This window comes from Mesorhizobium sp. B2-3-4 (genome assembly GCF_006442315.1).
Lineage (GTDB): Bacteria > Pseudomonadota > Alphaproteobacteria > Rhizobiales > Rhizobiaceae > Mesorhizobium.
The window spans coordinates 17,041-30,835 of the sequence record NZ_VFVY01000007.1 but is presented as its reverse complement, the minus strand read 5'-3'; the positions used below and the strand labels follow the sequence as shown (position 1 = coordinate 30,835).

The 13,795-nt window shown below is 64.5% G+C and carries 20 protein-coding genes, 1 tRNA gene and 1 riboswitch; of the genes, 15 read left to right on the top strand and 6 right to left on the bottom strand.

Going from position 1 to position 13,795, the window contains the following annotated elements; translation table 11 throughout:
- Positions 1-24 precede the first annotated feature (24 nt).
- A riboswitch (Fluoride riboswitch) is annotated at positions 25-87 on the bottom strand.
- 215 nt (positions 88-302) lie between these two features.
- The 3 genes from FJ967_RS12620 (at position 303) to FJ967_RS12610 (ending at position 1,155) form a co-directional block, all read left to right on the top strand.
- Positions 303-572, top strand: a complete 270-nt coding sequence (locus FJ967_RS12620) for a hypothetical protein (protein ID WP_140732058.1) — start codon at positions 303-305, stop codon at positions 570-572.
- Positions 573-612: 40 nt separating this feature from the next.
- Positions 613-774 (top strand): DUF3309 family protein, encoded by a 162-nt coding sequence (locus FJ967_RS12615; protein WP_140732057.1) that lies wholly within the window; start codon positions 613-615, stop codon positions 772-774.
- 75 nt (positions 775-849) lie between these two features.
- Positions 850-1,155, top strand: coding sequence for a hypothetical protein (locus FJ967_RS12610; protein WP_140732055.1), 306 nt, complete (start codon positions 850-852; stop codon positions 1,153-1,155).
- 41 nt (positions 1,156-1,196) lie between these two features.
- Here FJ967_RS12610 and FJ967_RS12605 read toward each other — a convergent pair whose 3' ends face one another.
- Positions 1,197-1,625 (bottom strand): DoxX family protein, encoded by a 429-nt coding sequence (locus FJ967_RS12605; protein WP_140732054.1) that lies wholly within the window; start codon positions 1,623-1,625, stop codon positions 1,197-1,199.
- Between the two features lie 619 nt (positions 1,626-2,244).
- On the opposite strand from FJ967_RS12605, the gene FJ967_RS12600 reads away from it, so the two are divergent.
- The 4 genes from FJ967_RS12600 to FJ967_RS12585 all read left to right on the top strand — a co-directional run bounded on the left by FJ967_RS12600 (position 2,245) and on the right by FJ967_RS12585 (position 3,710).
- Positions 2,245-2,424: a DUF3606 domain-containing protein gene (locus tag FJ967_RS12600; protein ID WP_140732052.1), complete on the top strand. Its 180-nt coding sequence runs from the start codon at positions 2,245-2,247 to the stop codon at positions 2,422-2,424.
- 232 nt (positions 2,425-2,656) lie between these two features.
- Complete coding sequence (locus tag FJ967_RS12595) at positions 2,657-3,100, top strand: GFA family protein (protein WP_140732051.1); 444 nt, start codon at positions 2,657-2,659, stop codon at positions 3,098-3,100.
- A 113-nt stretch (positions 3,101-3,213) separates the two neighbouring features.
- Positions 3,214-3,450 (top strand): DUF982 domain-containing protein, encoded by a 237-nt coding sequence (locus tag FJ967_RS12590; RefSeq protein ID WP_140732049.1) that lies wholly within the window; start codon positions 3,214-3,216, stop codon positions 3,448-3,450.
- Positions 3,451-3,464: 14 nt separating this feature from the next.
- Positions 3,465-3,710, top strand: a complete 246-nt coding sequence (locus tag FJ967_RS12585) for a DUF982 domain-containing protein (protein ID WP_140732047.1) — start codon at positions 3,465-3,467, stop codon at positions 3,708-3,710.
- Positions 3,711-3,775: 65 nt separating this feature from the next.
- On the opposite strand, the gene FJ967_RS33955 is transcribed toward FJ967_RS12585, so the two are convergent.
- The 3 genes from FJ967_RS33955 to FJ967_RS12575 form a co-directional block, all read right to left on the bottom strand.
- Complete coding sequence (locus tag FJ967_RS33955; protein WP_281405677.1) at positions 3,776-3,910, bottom strand: hypothetical protein; 135 nt, start codon at positions 3,908-3,910, stop codon at positions 3,776-3,778.
- A gap of 90 nt (positions 3,911-4,000) precedes the next feature.
- Positions 4,001-4,291: a hypothetical protein gene (locus FJ967_RS12580; protein WP_140732045.1), complete on the bottom strand. Its 291-nt coding sequence runs from the start codon at positions 4,289-4,291 to the stop codon at positions 4,001-4,003.
- 157 nt (positions 4,292-4,448) lie between these two features.
- Positions 4,449-4,976, bottom strand: a complete 528-nt coding sequence (locus FJ967_RS12575) for an MgtC/SapB family protein (RefSeq protein ID WP_140732044.1) — start codon at positions 4,974-4,976, stop codon at positions 4,449-4,451.
- A gap of 446 nt (positions 4,977-5,422) precedes the next feature.
- Here FJ967_RS12575 and FJ967_RS12570 point away from each other — a divergent pair, with 446 nt between their 5' ends.
- The 6 genes from FJ967_RS12570 to FJ967_RS12545 all read left to right on the top strand — a co-directional run bounded on the left by FJ967_RS12570 (position 5,423) and on the right by FJ967_RS12545 (position 11,471).
- Positions 5,423-8,791, top strand: coding sequence for an autotransporter domain-containing protein (locus FJ967_RS12570; protein WP_140732042.1), 3,369 nt, complete (start codon positions 5,423-5,425; stop codon positions 8,789-8,791).
- Between the two features lie 188 nt (positions 8,792-8,979).
- Positions 8,980-9,882, top strand: coding sequence for an alpha/beta hydrolase (locus FJ967_RS12565; protein WP_140732041.1), 903 nt, complete (start codon positions 8,980-8,982; stop codon positions 9,880-9,882).
- A gap of 465 nt (positions 9,883-10,347) precedes the next feature.
- Positions 10,348-10,644, top strand: coding sequence for a hypothetical protein (locus tag FJ967_RS12560; RefSeq protein ID WP_140732039.1), 297 nt, complete (start codon positions 10,348-10,350; stop codon positions 10,642-10,644).
- Positions 10,645-10,705: 61 nt separating this feature from the next.
- A tRNA-Gln gene (locus FJ967_RS12555) sits at positions 10,706-10,779 on the top strand.
- A gap of 100 nt (positions 10,780-10,879) precedes the next feature.
- Entirely contained in the window at positions 10,880-11,086 is a 207-nt protein-coding gene (locus tag FJ967_RS12550; RefSeq protein ID WP_140732037.1) for a hypothetical protein, read from the top strand.
- 109 nt (positions 11,087-11,195) lie between these two features.
- Positions 11,196-11,471, top strand: coding sequence for a DUF982 domain-containing protein (locus FJ967_RS12545; protein ID WP_246675262.1), 276 nt, complete (start codon positions 11,196-11,198; stop codon positions 11,469-11,471).
- A 28-nt stretch (positions 11,472-11,499) separates the two neighbouring features.
- Here the strand turns inward: FJ967_RS12545 and FJ967_RS12540 are convergent, their stop codons facing one another.
- Positions 11,500-12,597, bottom strand: a complete 1,098-nt coding sequence (locus tag FJ967_RS12540) for a PAS domain S-box protein (RefSeq protein WP_181175816.1) — start codon at positions 12,595-12,597, stop codon at positions 11,500-11,502.
- Positions 12,598-12,676: 79 nt separating this feature from the next.
- Entirely contained in the window at positions 12,677-12,919 is a 243-nt protein-coding gene (locus tag FJ967_RS12535) for a hypothetical protein (protein WP_140732035.1), read from the bottom strand.
- Positions 12,920-13,190: 271 nt separating this feature from the next.
- Here FJ967_RS12535 and FJ967_RS12530 point away from each other — a divergent pair, with 271 nt between their 5' ends.
- Positions 13,191-13,499 (top strand): hypothetical protein, encoded by a 309-nt coding sequence (locus FJ967_RS12530; RefSeq protein ID WP_140732034.1) that lies wholly within the window; start codon positions 13,191-13,193, stop codon positions 13,497-13,499.
- An 18-nt stretch (positions 13,500-13,517) separates the two neighbouring features.
- Positions 13,518-13,769: a hypothetical protein gene (locus FJ967_RS12525; protein ID WP_140732032.1), complete on the top strand. Its 252-nt coding sequence runs from the start codon at positions 13,518-13,520 to the stop codon at positions 13,767-13,769.
- Positions 13,770-13,795: the final 26 nt, after the last annotated feature.

Below are 13,795 nucleotides of genomic sequence, written 5' to 3'. Positions count from 1 at the left end.
GATCGACAGATTCCCACCGCGGTTTTCGCGGCAGGAGTCATCAGCCATCACTGGCGGTTTCGGGAGAACTCCATTCCCATCGCGGGTAGGATGCCAGACGTCCGGGCGCGCGGCAAGGCGGCCGGCGGCGCAAATCAGCGTCATCGTGAAACGGCGGTAACCCGCCTCACCCGGCAATCGGACGGTCGTGTCCGCCTTGAAAAGCGGCATTCGCTAGCCGGCTTTTCAGGAGCCCGCCCCTGTGGGATCATGCAGGCAAGCGCATGGAATGATTCCCGTCACGGCCTTTATGGGAGAGGACGATGGACAGACCAGCCATGGCATCCGTCTTCCGGATGCGGCATGCTCCAGCCACGGTTTCCGGTGTGCGCAGCACCGGCCAGGGCCAGGCCGATCCGATCATCCGGGTGCACTCGCTTGGCGAAGCGATCCGCTTCGTCGCCAACGCCTACCCCAACTACGACATCAGCGCCTCGGCGATAGATTGCGGCGATCGATCGATCCCGCGCCTCGGCAGCCTGGAGGTCAAGGCGTTGTGGCGCGAATATGGCGAGCGCCTGACGCAGGAATAAGCTATTCCCCGTCAGCTTGCTCAAGACATCCGGACAGAGGATGACCGTTCCCGGCGCCTTCTCGATCATCACCCTCATGCTGGTCCTGATCTTCGTGCTGCCGATCTGGCCATGGTCGCGGAACTGGGCCTGGCGGCCGGCCGGGATACTGGCGGCGATCCTGCTGGCGCTGCTGATCCTGTTGTTTGCCAACAAGATCTGATCATCCCGCACTGCTCCCTTCCGGATCGGAAACGCCGCTGGCGCGTTTTATCTGGTCAATGGAGGGAGCATCATCATGAACGTCGCCAATCTGCAACTCGAAGGCCTGCTGATGGCCGTCGCATCGATCAACCACGTGCTGGTCCGCAAGGGGGTGCTGACAGCGGAGGAGATCGACATCGCACTGCGCAAGGCCGAGGCCTCGGAAACCGGCGAGGAGCGGTCCGGCGGCATGTCGGCGTCGAGCCGCGACGCCGTCAATTTTCCGATCCGGCTCCTGGAACTCGCCAATCAGTGCCAGCCGGAAGCCGACATGCCGTCTTTCTCGAAACTGGCCCGCATGGTCGGCCAGATGAAGGAGCCTTACAACGATCAGATGTGAAAGGGGCGGGCGTCTTCACGCCCTGCCCCGGGCGGACGTCTTTACGCCCTGCCCGGCCAGCCCAGATTCAGCGCCAGCATCCGTCCGGGTCCGTGCACCGCGGCGAACAGCAGTCCGGCGATGAACGAAAAATGGTCGACGAAGAAGCCGAACTCGGCCTGGTTGCCGGCCCAGTGGCTGGGTCCATGGAAGGCAAAGGCCAGGAACAGCACATAGGCTGCGGCGACCAGGGCGGCCAGCGAGAAGAAGGCGCCGCTCAGGAAACACAGAACCAGTGCCACCTCCAGGATCGCCGCGCACCAGGCGAGGAAGAGCGGGAATGGAAAGCCGGCAGCGGCGATAAAGCCAGCCGTCGCCTCCATGCCCATGAACTTGAAGGTAACCGCCATCAGGAAGACGGCGGCGAAGATCAGGCGGGCAACGAGAAGGGCCGCGGTCTGCCACGGCGATTGTGAGGTCTGCGACGACATGGGTGTTCTCCAGCTTCAACTGTCCCGAGGACGCGCCGACCGGCGCCGATCCGACATGGCAGGCGAATTTTTTTCCCCGATGGCGGTTTGCCGGCTGATGGTACGGCGCGCATCGCTCCCGGCGGGACCGATCTTTACGAATCTTTAACGATCACGAAACTTGTCCGTAACCTGGATCGTGCTATTGTTAGCTGGGGCTAATGCACAGACATGTCTGGTGCACGGTGTGGGTGGGTAAGGAATTGGGCGCAAGCGTCAGGTTAGGGACAAGGTCCTATCTCGTCCGGTCGTCGGTGCTGGAGTGCACCGGCTGCGGCGGCACCGGCCAGGTTTTCGATTGCCCTCGCTGGACCAGCTCGAACGGGCTTTGCTGCCCCGCCGGCACGCAACAGCGCGGCTGCCCCGGCGCCAGCATGCCTTGCGGCGATTGCGGCGAGACCGTCCCGCACAGCGCCGAACCGGTCCACCCTTCGGCCTGAACGGGGCGTTGGGCTCGTGCCGGCCCTCCCGGCACGCCACGCCAATGGAACCAGCGGCGCCGATCCCGGTTATGTCTGATCGCGGCATCGCGTGCCGGAGACGATTGCAGGCGACCATGCGGCTGAAAGAGAGGCCCGACATGCCCGACGACAAATCCAGGACCAAGCAGGACCGCAAGCTGGTCTCGAGCGAGGAGACCTACGAGGTCGCAGCCTTCGCGCGCAAATACGGCATTCCGCAGAGCGAGGCCCAGACCATCATCAAGCGCTACGGCCCCTCGCGCAAAAAACTCGACAACCACATGGCCGCGCGCGGCTAGCGCAAGGCGGCCGCGTGACCGCAACCATTTCGCCAGGGATGGCGTTGAAGAATGCCGCGGGCCGCGTCAACCGGGCATGGCGCTACGGTGAACAGGATGTCTTTTTCCCGTTTTCTCATCCTGGCCAACGAAATGGCAGACGAGCATCTGTCCCGCCCGGCCCGCGGCATGCCAGAATGGTGAAGCCGGATGACTGGCAGCGCCAGACTGGCAAGAACGGAGGGCCGCGACCATGTCCGATACAGCACGCAGGACCGGCAGTTGCCTGTGCGGCGGGGTGCATTTCGTCGTCACCGGCCAGCCGTCGCGGGTCGGCCTTTGCCATTGCAAGGACTGCCGCAAGGCGGGCGGATCGGTCTATTCGGCCTTTGCCATATGGCCGCGCGACGCCTTCGAGACGGCGGGCGAAGTCGCCAGCTATGGCACGCGCAGCTTCTGCCCGACCTGCGGCAGCCGCGTCGCCTTCGTCGACGACAACGAGGTCGAGGTGATGCTCGGCAGTCTCGACGTCGCGCCGACGGATTTGACGCCCCAGTATGAATTGTGGATCGGCCGGCGCGAAACCTGGCTGCATGCCTTGCCCGGCGCCGAGCAGTTCGAGCATGACCGGCCGCTGACGCCAAACGCCGACATGCCCGCGCCCAGGCCGCTATCGGACGCCGTCGCGCGCGACTGAGACAAGATTGAAAATTGATCCCGCCGGCCGGGAACCCTCCCCTGCCGGCGACGTTGTCAGGCGCTTCCCCCGTGCATGCCGGCAGCCGCCATGCACGCCCCCCGGAGACGACCGTGAACGACAAGATATTTCCCCGACCGATCCGCCTCAAATTCTCCCATGAGCGGGAGCGCATCGTGCGCAGCGCCTGGGAAGGACTGGAATGCCTTGGCGACTGGCCGGCCGGCCAGGGCCGTCAATACCGGGCAGCACTGCGCTCCTGCCGCGATGCGCTGGATGGCTGGACGCCGCCGGAAAAGGCGATGCGGGCAATGATCGACGCCGCGCGCGAAGCGCGCATCCTCCAGTAACGGAGCGCAAACCAATGGCCGGTGTGATGCTGTCGACACCGTTGCGGGTCAAGCCGCATGGCTCGGACACGATCCGTGAGGTGGCCACGCTTCAGGACGCCAGCGAGATCCTGATCGACTGGCCGCAGGCCAAACGCGGGCCTTTCTACCAGGCCGCGCGTGAAAAGGTCGAGACGGCGCTCGAAAAGACCGAAGGCGCCGCACAGGCACAGGAGGCGTTCACCGCGCTTTGCGATCACGCCGGCCTTCTGGTCCGGTAGCCGCAGACGGCAACAAAAAAAGCAGGCGAACTCGCCTGCTTTTTTGTTGCACGGCCCAGTTCCGGTCATTGCGTGGGCAGATCGCCGTCCACGATCGGATGCGAGGCCTCGAAACCGAAACTCTTCGGCGCCATCAGCATCAGGACGATCACGACGGCAATAGAAGCAAGCAACGTAGCGGTGCTGGCAATATCTCTCACGGCCTCATCCTTTCAGGTCAAGTTCGCTGGAGAAACGTCTGCTGATCCGCGAGGTTCCCTCGCCGTCATGACAATGACGCAGGCGAATTTCTATTGCTTCGGGGGCTGGGCAGGCACTTGACCCGGCTTGATGACCGGCGTCTTGCCTTCATCGGGCGCTGGCGCGGCCATGCCCTGGTCGCCGGTGGCCGGCGGCTTCAGCACGCCGCCGCAATCGTTGAGTTTTTCGCTGAGGTCGCCGCCGCCGGACTGCTGCTTGCCTCCCTGATCGGTCTGTGCCCGGCATTTGTCGGCCTGCTGGGTCGGCGCCTGCTGGGTGGTCTGTGCCGCCGCCGGCAGGGCCAGCACGGCGGCGCAGGATGCAATGGCGAGAAGTTTCATCTCCGCCTCCTCTGTTTGAACAGCCGCCCGCGGCGGCCTTCCCTTCGAAGGGACAACGCCCGTCGCGCCAAAAGGTTGGCCGCAAAGGTTGGCCCCCAAAGGGGTGGCCCCCCAAGAGGTGGGCCCCAAGAGGTAGTCCAGGAGGGTGGCAGGAAGCTTACTTGCGGGAGCGGCCGGTCGGGGCCGGGGCGGCTTTCCTGTCGTCCTTCCCATTGGGGTCGGCCTTGGGTTGGAGCCGGTACAGGAGCCCTGCCACGATCAGCACGATCAGCGTGGCGAACCCGGCCACCTGCCACAGGCCAAGGCCGCAGGCGACGCCGATCGCGCCCGCCAGCCACATGCCGGCGCCGGTCGTCAGCCCATGCACCTCGCCGCGCGAAAACAGGATCGAGCCGGCGGCGAGGAAGGCAACGCCGGCGGTGACCGCTTCCACAACGCGGATCGGATCGACCTTGACGGAATCCTGCGCGAACATCGGCGCATGGATGATTTCGATCGTCAGTATGCCGAAGGTGGCGGCGGCCACGCAGATCAGGATATGCGTGCGCAGCCCGGCGGGGCGATCGCGCCATTCGCGCTCGAAGCCGATGATCCCCCCGTAAAGCGTCGCCAGCAACAGCCGCGCCGCAATGACCGGAAACGAGGTATAGGTGGGATGGCCGAATTCCTCGACGAGTTGTTCCATGATTTTCCCCGGGTTGGCGGCCTGAAGCCTTCAAACGGGATCGCACAGCTCTGGTTCCCGCGACGGCTCCGATTGCCCTTGGGTCGGCCGTGACGGACCTTGAGCGCCGGCAAATGAAAAGACGGATTTCGACTCGATATCAAATAGATATGCATGATTTCTAATGTACACAAATCTGGTCCAACCAGATTCTTGCAATAGAGCCAGTTTGGGGTTGTGCTCGCGGAAATTTGAATCAATAACCGATTTGGCCTTGGGGGTCTTGGTTCGGGTGTTTAGCTTTTCCATTTGTTGCCGCTGACGGCCTTTGGCCCTCGGCAACATGGGCGGATATCGCTTCATCAAGATACGGCTTCAGTCTTGGATGCGCGTCGTTTCGGCGCGCGGATCCGATTTTTCATTGGCGCGGGTCATCGGCCCGGTTGCCGGAACTGGGGGTATTTTTCATGATTCTTCTTGGCAAGACGCGTAAGCCGCGCAAGCGCAACATCGTCGCCCTGCTGGCCTGCACGGCCTTGGCAGGTTTGGCAGGTGCCGCGATGCCGCATTCGGCCCACGCGGCGGATGCGATCTGGGGTGGTCCGGGCTCCACTCCCACCAACGACAATTACAGCCAGGACAACAACTGGAGTTCGCAGTCCGCTCCGGTCGGCGCCGGGTCGTCGGCCGTATTCAGCGGCTCCGGCCCGCAGACCGTCGTCGTCACGGGAACCGTGGCGCCGGACAGCTGGTCGATATCCGGCCCGAACGCCTATGCCATCTCGGGCGGCACGGTGAATTTCGCCACGACTGCCGGCCTCGCCAACACGTCCTCCGCCAACCAGTCGATCGGCACCGTCCTCGGCGGCGCGGGCGCGACGGTGACCCAGAACGGTTCCGCCACGCTGACGCTCTCGGGCATCAACACCTATACCGGCGCCACCACCATCAGCGCCGGCAAGCTGGCGCTTTCCGGCTCCGGCAGCATCGCGAACTCGAGCGGCATTTCCGTCGGCGGCACGTTCGACATCTCGGCCACCACGACGGGGGCATCCGTGCAGACGCTGACCGGCGCCGGCGACGTGGTGCTGGGCGACAAGACGCTTACGGTCACGGCCGCGTCGGGCGACTACAGCGGCGTCATGAGCGGCACCGGCGGCCTCACGATCAATGGCGGCTCACAGACGCTCAGCGGCGTGAACACCTACACCGGCGCCACCAATATCGGTGGCGGCACCACGCTGACGCTCACAGGATCCGGCAGCATCGCCACTTCGAGCAGCGTCCAGGCCAGCGGCACGCTGGATATCTCGGGCACCACCAGTGGCGCCTCGATCAAGACGCTCACCGGCGGCGGCAAGGTCATCCTGGGGTCCAAGACCCTGACCATCACGGCGGCGTCAGGCAATTTCGTCAACGTCATAGAAGGCACGGGCGGGCTGACCATCGCTGGCGGCACGCAGAAGCTCGACGGGATGAACACCTTCACCGGCAAGACGACGATCGACAGCGGCGCCACCCTGGCGCTGACCGGCCAGGGCAGGGTCGACAAGTCGAGCGGCGTCGAGGTGAACGGGACGTTCGATGTGTCCGCGGCAGCCGCCGCCTCGATCAAGTCGCTGACCGGCAGCGGCACGGTCGAGCTCGGCGCAACCTCGCTCATGCTCAGCGCTGCCTCGGGCACGTTCTCCGGCGTCATTCATGGCACGGCCGGCCTCGGCTTGAACGGCGGTACGCTTATCCTGACCGGCGAAAACGACTTCAGCGGCAGCGTCGGCATTTCCAGCGGCGCGACGCTCCAGATCGGCAGCGGCGGCACCACCGGCTCCATCGTCGGCAATGTCGGCAACTACGGAACGCTGGCGTTCAACCGTTCGGACGAACTGACCTATGCCGGCAATATCACCGGCGCGAAAACCGGCCTCGTAACGGTAAGCGGCGGCGGCAAGCTCATTCTGACGGGCTCAAACAGCAGCAACGGCGTCGTCATAGATTCCGGCAGTACCTTGCAGTTCGGCAATGGCGGCACCACCGGCATGCTCGGCGGGGTCAATCCCGGCGGCATCTCCAACTCAGGCGCGCTCATTTACAAACTCGCGGGTCAGCAGCAATTCAGAGGGGTCCTTACCGGGTCCGGCACCGTCGAGCAGGCAGGCACCGGCTCGCTCATCCTGACCGGCGACAGCTCCGGCTTCACCGGCAGCACCACCGTTTCGTCCGGTTCGCTGATCGTCGGCCTCAAGGGCGTCGGCAAGCTCGGCGGCGATGTCGAGGTCATGTCCGGCGCCAGCCTTGGCGGTTCAGGCACGATCGGCGGTGACGTCACCATCCTGGCCGGCGGCGCGCATGTGATCGGCGACGCCAGCGCCACCCCCAAGACACCGTCCCAGACGGTAAGCGGCGACTACGTCAACCATGGCGCTCTCGAGATCGAGGGATCGCCCTCGGCCACGGACAAGCTCACGGTTGGCGGCACGGTCGACATTACGGGCGCCACGCTGAAGCTGGTGCTTTCGCCGCCCACTGCCGCGGACTGGGACCCTCTCAACGGTCCCTTCACCATCATCGACAAGCAGAGCGCGGGTGCCGTCACCGGCACTTTCGCCTCGATCGAGAACAACCTCCTGTTCCTCGATGACACCGTCGACTACGCGGGCGGCGACGGCAACGACGTGACGCTCAGCCTGACCCGCAACGATCTGTCCGTCGTCGACGTCGCCGACACGGCCAACCAGAAGGCGGTCGGCGGCGCGGTCGACCAGCTCGGCACGGGCAATCCGCTCGGGCTGGCCATCTTGCTGCTCAGCGACGAGGACACCGCGCGCCTTGCCCTCGATGCCATCTCCGGCGAGGCCCAGGCATCGCTGAAGGGGATGTTTGTTCAGGACAGCCATTTCGTCATGGATGCCGCCACCAACCGCGTCCGCTCGGCCGTCGACGGCGTCGCCACCGCGTCGATCCCGGTGATGGCCTATGGCGAGGGCGGTCCCGAACTGGTCGCTGCCGACAGCAACCGCTTCGTCGTCTGGGGCCAGGCCTTTGGCTCTTGGGCCGACGTGAAGGGCGACGGCAATGCCGCCGGCTTCGATCGCTCGACGGGCGGCTTCATCGCCGGCGGCGACGGCGCCATCGGCGACACCTGGCGGCTCGGTGTCCTGGCCGGTTACAGCCGTTCGTCCTTCAGCGCCGACGACCGCGCCTCCTCCGGATCCAGCGACAACTATCATCTCGGCCTCTATGGCGGTGGCCAGTGGGGCGCCTTCGGCCTGCGCGCCGGCGCCGCCTATAGCTGGCACAATATCGAGACCGGGCGCACGGTCGGCCTGCCCGGCTTTGCCGATACGCTGAGCGCGACCTATGACGCCGGCACCGCTCAGGTCTATGGCGAGGCCGGCTATCGGATCGACACGAGCGCGGCCTCGTTCGAGCCCTTCGCCAATCTCGCCTACGTCAACCTCCACACGGACGGCTTTACCGAAAACGGCGGCGCCGCGGCATTGAGCGCGTCGGCCTCAAACACCGACACGACCTTCAGCACGCTTGGTGTCAGGGCCTCGACCGACCTTTCCCTCGGCAGCGTTCCGGTGACGGCGCGCGGCACGCTCGGTTGGCGGCACGCCTTCGGCTCGGTGACGCCGACCTCGCAACTTGCCTTCGCCGGCAGCGATCCGTTCTCGATCGCCGGCACGCCGATCGCCCGCGACGCGGCCGTCGTCGAGGCCGGTATCGACCTCGCTGTCTCCGGGAGGGCAACACTCGGCCTGACCTATTCCGGCCAGTTCGGCAGCGGTTCGACAGACAATGGCTTCAAAGCCAGGTTCGGCGTGGAATTCTAGGTCCGACCGGAACGGGAAGGCATCGGCGTTCGAAAGCCGGCGCCTTCTTGAAGCTGGCATAGCGCGGGAATTTTGCTGGCTTGGTCCGTGGGCCAGGCCGGAACCGCGCATGCCGGCGCAAGGCGGCACTTTGGCAAGCGCTGCAACCAACCGCGTTCTCCAGCCGTTGCCTGTGCCGGAGGCCAGCCATGTTCGAGCATTTCCAGCCTGTCGAGGTCGATACCGGCGATGCCCGCATTTTCATGCGCCGCGCCGGCAGCGGACCGGCGGTGCTTTTGCTGCACGGCTTTCCGCAGACGCATTTGATGTGGCGCGATATCGCGCCGGTGCTCGCCGGGCGTTTCACCGTCATATGCGCCGACCTGCGCGGCTATGGCCGCAGCTCCTGCCCGCCATCGAGCCCCGATCACGCTCCCTATGCCAAGCGGGCCATGGCATCGGACATGGCGGCGATGATGGCCAGGCTCGGCTTCGCCAGTTTCATGGTTGCCGGCCATGACCGTGGCGGCCGGGTCGCTTACCGCCTGGCACTCGATCATCCCGACCGTATTGAAAAACTTGCTGTGCTCGACATCGTGCCCACGGCCGATGCCTGGGACCGGGCCGACGCCCGGCTGGCCCTCGGCTACTGGCCGTGGTCGTTGCTGGCGCAACCCGAGCCCTTGCCGGAAAAGATCCTGGCGGGCGCCGCCGACGCCATCATCGACAATGCGCTGGGCGGCTGGGGCTCGTCGCCCGATGTCTTCCCGGCCGACATCCGCCAGGCCTATGTCGATGCCCTGCGCGACCCCGCCCATATCCACGCGATCTGCGAGGAATACCGGGCGGCGGCAACGCTCGACCGCGAACACGACCAGGCGGACAAGGCCGCCGGCCGGCGCATCGCCTGCCCGGTGCTGGCCTTGTGGAGCGGGCAAGGCGCACTCGCCGAATGGTATGAGGGCGAAGGCGGGCCGCTGGCGTTGTGGCGAAGCCGGGCTGACGACGTGCGCGGCAAGGCGGTGCCCGGCGGGCATTTCTTCCCGGAGGAAGCGCCCGGACGAACCGCTGGCGCGCTGATCGATTTCTTCTGCGATCCACGGCGCGGCTAGCCGCCGCGACACGAACCGCTGTCGGCCGCAGAGTTCCCTGCCGGGATGGATGGACGGCCGACCCCCCGCGTGCATCCACGGGGCTCAGCGGGCGGATTTCTCCTCCTCGTCGGCAGACTCACCGGGCCGGAAAGGGTCGGGCTTTCGCGGACACTCCTCATAGCGATGGTCGCGGCCGCCGCAGAACGAACAGCACATCGCCTCGCGGCCCTCGTTTCCGGGCCACCATTGCGGTGTTTCGTAAGGCTTCCTTCCGTCCATGCCCAGCAATGCGCGACGCCCGATTTGGTTGCGCGGCCTTGTGCGCCGAGCGCCTGTCTCCCGCCGTAACGCGGGCGTGTGGCGGAACCAACAGACATGATCGGGGTTTTGTGCGACAGTGGATGCGGCCATCCGGCGCCAATCTGGACCGGCGGCCTGCGCAACCGCGTCAACCAAAGAGATGCCGCCCAGAGAGATGCCGCCATGTCCGCTCGTGTTTCGACCCTGTTGATGACCATGGGCATCGTGCTCGCGACGACCGGTCTTGCCGCTGCCCGCCCCGACAGCCGTTCGATGAGTTGCGCCGAGATACAGTCCATGATCCAGAGCCGTCGTGCCGTTGTGCTGACCACCGGTCCCAACACCTATGACCGCTATGTCAGGCAGTTCGGCAACGAGTGCGACTGGCCCGACATACCGATGTCGGCCTATATTCCGTCGCGCGATGGAGACTGCCCTGTCCATCGCTGCCAGGACCCGGGCCTCGATTTCCCGGAGTGACGGCCACAATCGATCGCATCGATTGACCGCAAGCCGACTGGACGCCATAACGTCCTGCCTTTCCCGCTTCGTCTAATGGTAGGACAGCGCCCTTTGAAGGCGTGAATCGTGGTTCGAGCCCATGAGCGGGAACCAGCCCTCTGCGGCGGCAGTCCGGATTTCTTGACCAGCGCCTCCTGAAACCATTCCATGGTCTTCGCGTTGACGACCGGGGCCGCCAGACAGGAGACAATCCATGACCGTCAATTGCCGCATATCCATCGACAACCGGCCGGACGCCACCAATGCCACGTTCCAGGCTGTACCGCGCATCGGCGAAAGCGTCTCGCTGTCGGTCGACGGAAGCCAGCAAGACCTGCGGGTCTCCCGCGTCGTGCATGTTCCCAATGGCGGACTGGAAGGTGCCGCGATCATCGTCGAGGTGACGACCAACATCCTCTAGGCGTTGTTTTGCCGGATGACGACCAAGCCCATCACGCCTCAGTGATCGGCGGCCATGAAACCTCGCGCGGCCATGCGCGTTGCATGCCCGCAACATGGTCGAGGTTCCAATGCAAGCCGCGTGGTTCTCCAAGCCCGTGGTGGTTTCGGTCGGCGTTGCCGGAGCCACCCGCAACCTGTCCAACACACAGCAGGCCATTGAATTGCTGACGACGCACTGGCGCGATGCCGGCAGCCCGAAGCATCAGTCCGCCTTGCGCGCCTGCCGCAGGGCAACCAACGGCGACGTGCCGCCCGATATCGCCAGGCAAGCGTTTGTCGAGGCCGCGCGGGAGGCCCCACATCCTGGTCGAGTAGTCTGCCGCGACCAGGCTGCCTCAGGTTGAGCGGGTCGGTCCGGGCGGGTTTCCTGGCCTAGATGCCGGAGCCCGGCGAAGCCTCGTCAAGTTCGCTTCCGGCCTGCGGCACGATGATGGACGCCAAAGGCGCTTTCAGCCGCCATTCGAAATGGCCGGGCGACCGCTCCAGAACGGCAGACCCACCTAGCGACTGCGGCGCCACGCGCTGCAGCACGACGGTGCCGAATCCCTTGCGCGTGGTCTCGTCGCGGCGGTCGCCGGGATGCGGCGTCGAGGTCTCCTTCCAAGTCAGCTGGAATTCACGACTGCCCGCAGCGCCACGATTCTGCGATGACGTGCCGATCGTCCAGGTGATCTCCACCCGGCCGCCCTCGCTGGCCAATGCGCCGTATTTGGAAGAGTTCGTGCCCAGTTCGTGAAAGGCCATGCCGAGGTTCTGCACGGCGTTGGATTGCAACGTCAGAACCGGCCCGGACAGCAGAATCTGCTCCTCGCGGCCAAACGGCTTGAGATGTTCCTGGATCAGGTCGAAGAGACTAGCACCAGCCCATTCCGAAGTGACGAGCAGATCATGCGAGCGCGACAGTGCCATTATGCGGGCGCGGATCAGTTCCTCGAACTCATGCGGATCGCTCGAGCGCTTGCTGGTCTCGCGCACCATCGACAGGATGACGGCGAACTGGTTCTTGACGCGATGGTTGACCTCGCGCATCAAGAGCCTGATCCGGCGCTCGTTCTCCTTGGCCGCGGAGATGTCGCGGGCGATCTTGGAGGCGCCGACGATCTCGCCATGAGCATTCCTGATCGGCGAGACCGTCAGCGAGACGGCAATCAGCACGCCGTCCTTGCGCTGTCGCGTGGTCTCGTAACTCGCCACGCGCTCGCCGGAGCGAACCTTGGCGATGATATCGACCTCTTCGCTCTTCAGGTGATCGGGAATGAGCATGAGGATGGATTGGCCGATCGCTTCTTCGGCGCTGTAGCCGAACATGCGCTCGGCCGCCAGGTTCCAGGTCTTGATGACGCTGTTCAGGTCCTTGCTGATGATGGCGTCGAAAGAGGAATCGACAATAGCCGCCAACCGGACATCGGCGCTCGCGCTCAACTGCCCCTTGTCTTCGACGTTGGCCGTAGCGGCCAGCAATTCCTTCATGGGCACCTAACTAGTGTGCGCGAGAATCAAGGCAAGCGCCTTGCAAGACCAAAGCACGCGGACCCACGGACGCTAAGCCCTATTCGGGATTGCCGCCACTTTTCCCCTCGTCACCGTCTGGCCCGATCACGCCGAACTCCTGCGATTTGATGCCTTGTCCGGCGGACAGGAAGCCTTCCGCGGCCAGGCCACGGCGCAACAGCTCCCTCACCGCGGCGGAGCGGCTCGGCATGCGCTTGTCGAAGCGCCAGTTCTCCAGGGCTGCCAATTCGTCGGCGGTGAGCATGATCTGCAGCCGTTCCGGGCGTTCAAGGTCAGCCATATCCGTTCCCTCGCTAAGGCCAACAATGTGTCGAGTTAGTATCTACCTCATTCAGCTAATAGATAGGATTAAGCCCCTAATGCGTCAAGCCCCGCCCATGGGTGAAAGGTGCATCAATCCCATGATGAGGATGAAGCACAGGACGCCCATTGTTGTGCCTATGCTAACTAATTGATTTTATTTATATTTCTTTAGAATTTGCTTGCCATGCGGCGGCGCCTGGCGCATGGTGTGCGATAACCAGAAAAACGATCCTCCATGGGAGGTCTCAATGCGGTACGAATACTCTTCCCGATTGCTCGACGACGTCGGCTCGGCGGTTCAGAAGGCGTTCAGGGCGACAGGCATCGTCAACATCAGCCTGCTGGCCGAACAGATCAGGGTGAGAAACCTGGCGGAAAATGTCGCCCTCGAAGACGTCGAGCAACTGGTCCTTCGGGCTGCCCAACTGCTTGGCGCGGCAATCGAATTCGACGCTTTGGACAATAAATTGGTTTCGCATGCGACTGGACTTGCCGAAGATGGCGAGGGCAACGCGATCGTCTCGCTTGAACTGCCCCGATCGGCCTCGATGCAATAGCCCGGAGCGTTACGCTCCATGGGCATGGGAACAAGTCAGGTCTTCGGAGATTACCGCATCGCCCGCTGGAGGAGCCCGATAGAGGAGGACGATGTGAAAGCCTTGCACAGTCTGATTGCCGAACTGTCCTCCAACTGGCTCCGGCGCCGCAAGGCGCTGCCGCCGGCCCCTCCGGTCAAAACCGTGTCCCGCCCTCACCAGCAGGTCGTCATCCGCCCGGCCCACAAGCCAAAGCCGCGTTCAACCCGCGACGTCGCTTCGAACATGTGAACGGCCTGAGTTTTTCGAAATTTGCC

What these genes read in the sequence shown, in the direction of transcription:
- FJ967_RS12620 (WP_140732058.1), top strand. Translation starts at nt 303, where the DNA reads ATGGACAGACCAGCCATGGCATCCGTCTTCCGGATGCGGCATGCTCCA.
- FJ967_RS12615 (WP_140732057.1), top strand. Translation starts at nt 613, where the DNA reads ATGACCGTTCCCGGCGCCTTCTCGATCATCACCCTCATGCTGGTCCTG.
- FJ967_RS12610 (WP_140732055.1), top strand. Translation starts at nt 850, where the DNA reads ATGAACGTCGCCAATCTGCAACTCGAAGGCCTGCTGATGGCCGTCGCA.
- FJ967_RS12605 (WP_140732054.1), bottom strand. Translation starts at nt 1,625, where the DNA reads ATGTCGTCGCAGACCTCACAATCGCCGTGGCAGACCGCGGCCCTTCTC.
- FJ967_RS12600 (WP_140732052.1), top strand. Translation starts at nt 2,245, where the DNA reads ATGCCCGACGACAAATCCAGGACCAAGCAGGACCGCAAGCTGGTCTCG.
- FJ967_RS12595 (WP_140732051.1), top strand. Translation starts at nt 2,657, where the DNA reads ATGTCCGATACAGCACGCAGGACCGGCAGTTGCCTGTGCGGCGGGGTG.
- FJ967_RS12585 (WP_140732047.1), top strand. Translation starts at nt 3,465, where the DNA reads ATGGCCGGTGTGATGCTGTCGACACCGTTGCGGGTCAAGCCGCATGGC.
- FJ967_RS12580 (WP_140732045.1), bottom strand. Translation starts at nt 4,291, where the DNA reads ATGAAACTTCTCGCCATTGCATCCTGCGCCGCCGTGCTGGCCCTGCCG.
- FJ967_RS12575 (WP_140732044.1), bottom strand. Translation starts at nt 4,976, where the DNA reads ATGGAACAACTCGTCGAGGAATTCGGCCATCCCACCTATACCTCGTTT.
- FJ967_RS12570 (WP_140732042.1), top strand. Translation starts at nt 5,423, where the DNA reads ATGATTCTTCTTGGCAAGACGCGTAAGCCGCGCAAGCGCAACATCGTC.
- FJ967_RS12565 (WP_140732041.1), top strand. Translation starts at nt 8,980, where the DNA reads ATGTTCGAGCATTTCCAGCCTGTCGAGGTCGATACCGGCGATGCCCGC.
- FJ967_RS12560 (WP_140732039.1), top strand. Translation starts at nt 10,348, where the DNA reads ATGTCCGCTCGTGTTTCGACCCTGTTGATGACCATGGGCATCGTGCTC.
- FJ967_RS12550 (WP_140732037.1), top strand. Translation starts at nt 10,880, where the DNA reads ATGACCGTCAATTGCCGCATATCCATCGACAACCGGCCGGACGCCACC.
- FJ967_RS12545 (WP_246675262.1), top strand. Translation starts at nt 11,196, where the DNA reads ATGCAAGCCGCGTGGTTCTCCAAGCCCGTGGTGGTTTCGGTCGGCGTT.
- FJ967_RS12540 (WP_181175816.1), bottom strand. Translation starts at nt 12,597, where the DNA reads ATGAAGGAATTGCTGGCCGCTACGGCCAACGTCGAAGACAAGGGGCAG.
- FJ967_RS12535 (WP_140732035.1), bottom strand. Translation starts at nt 12,919, where the DNA reads ATGGCTGACCTTGAACGCCCGGAACGGCTGCAGATCATGCTCACCGCC.
- FJ967_RS12530 (WP_140732034.1), top strand. Translation starts at nt 13,191, where the DNA reads ATGCGGTACGAATACTCTTCCCGATTGCTCGACGACGTCGGCTCGGCG.
- FJ967_RS12525 (WP_140732032.1), top strand. Translation starts at nt 13,518, where the DNA reads ATGGGCATGGGAACAAGTCAGGTCTTCGGAGATTACCGCATCGCCCGC.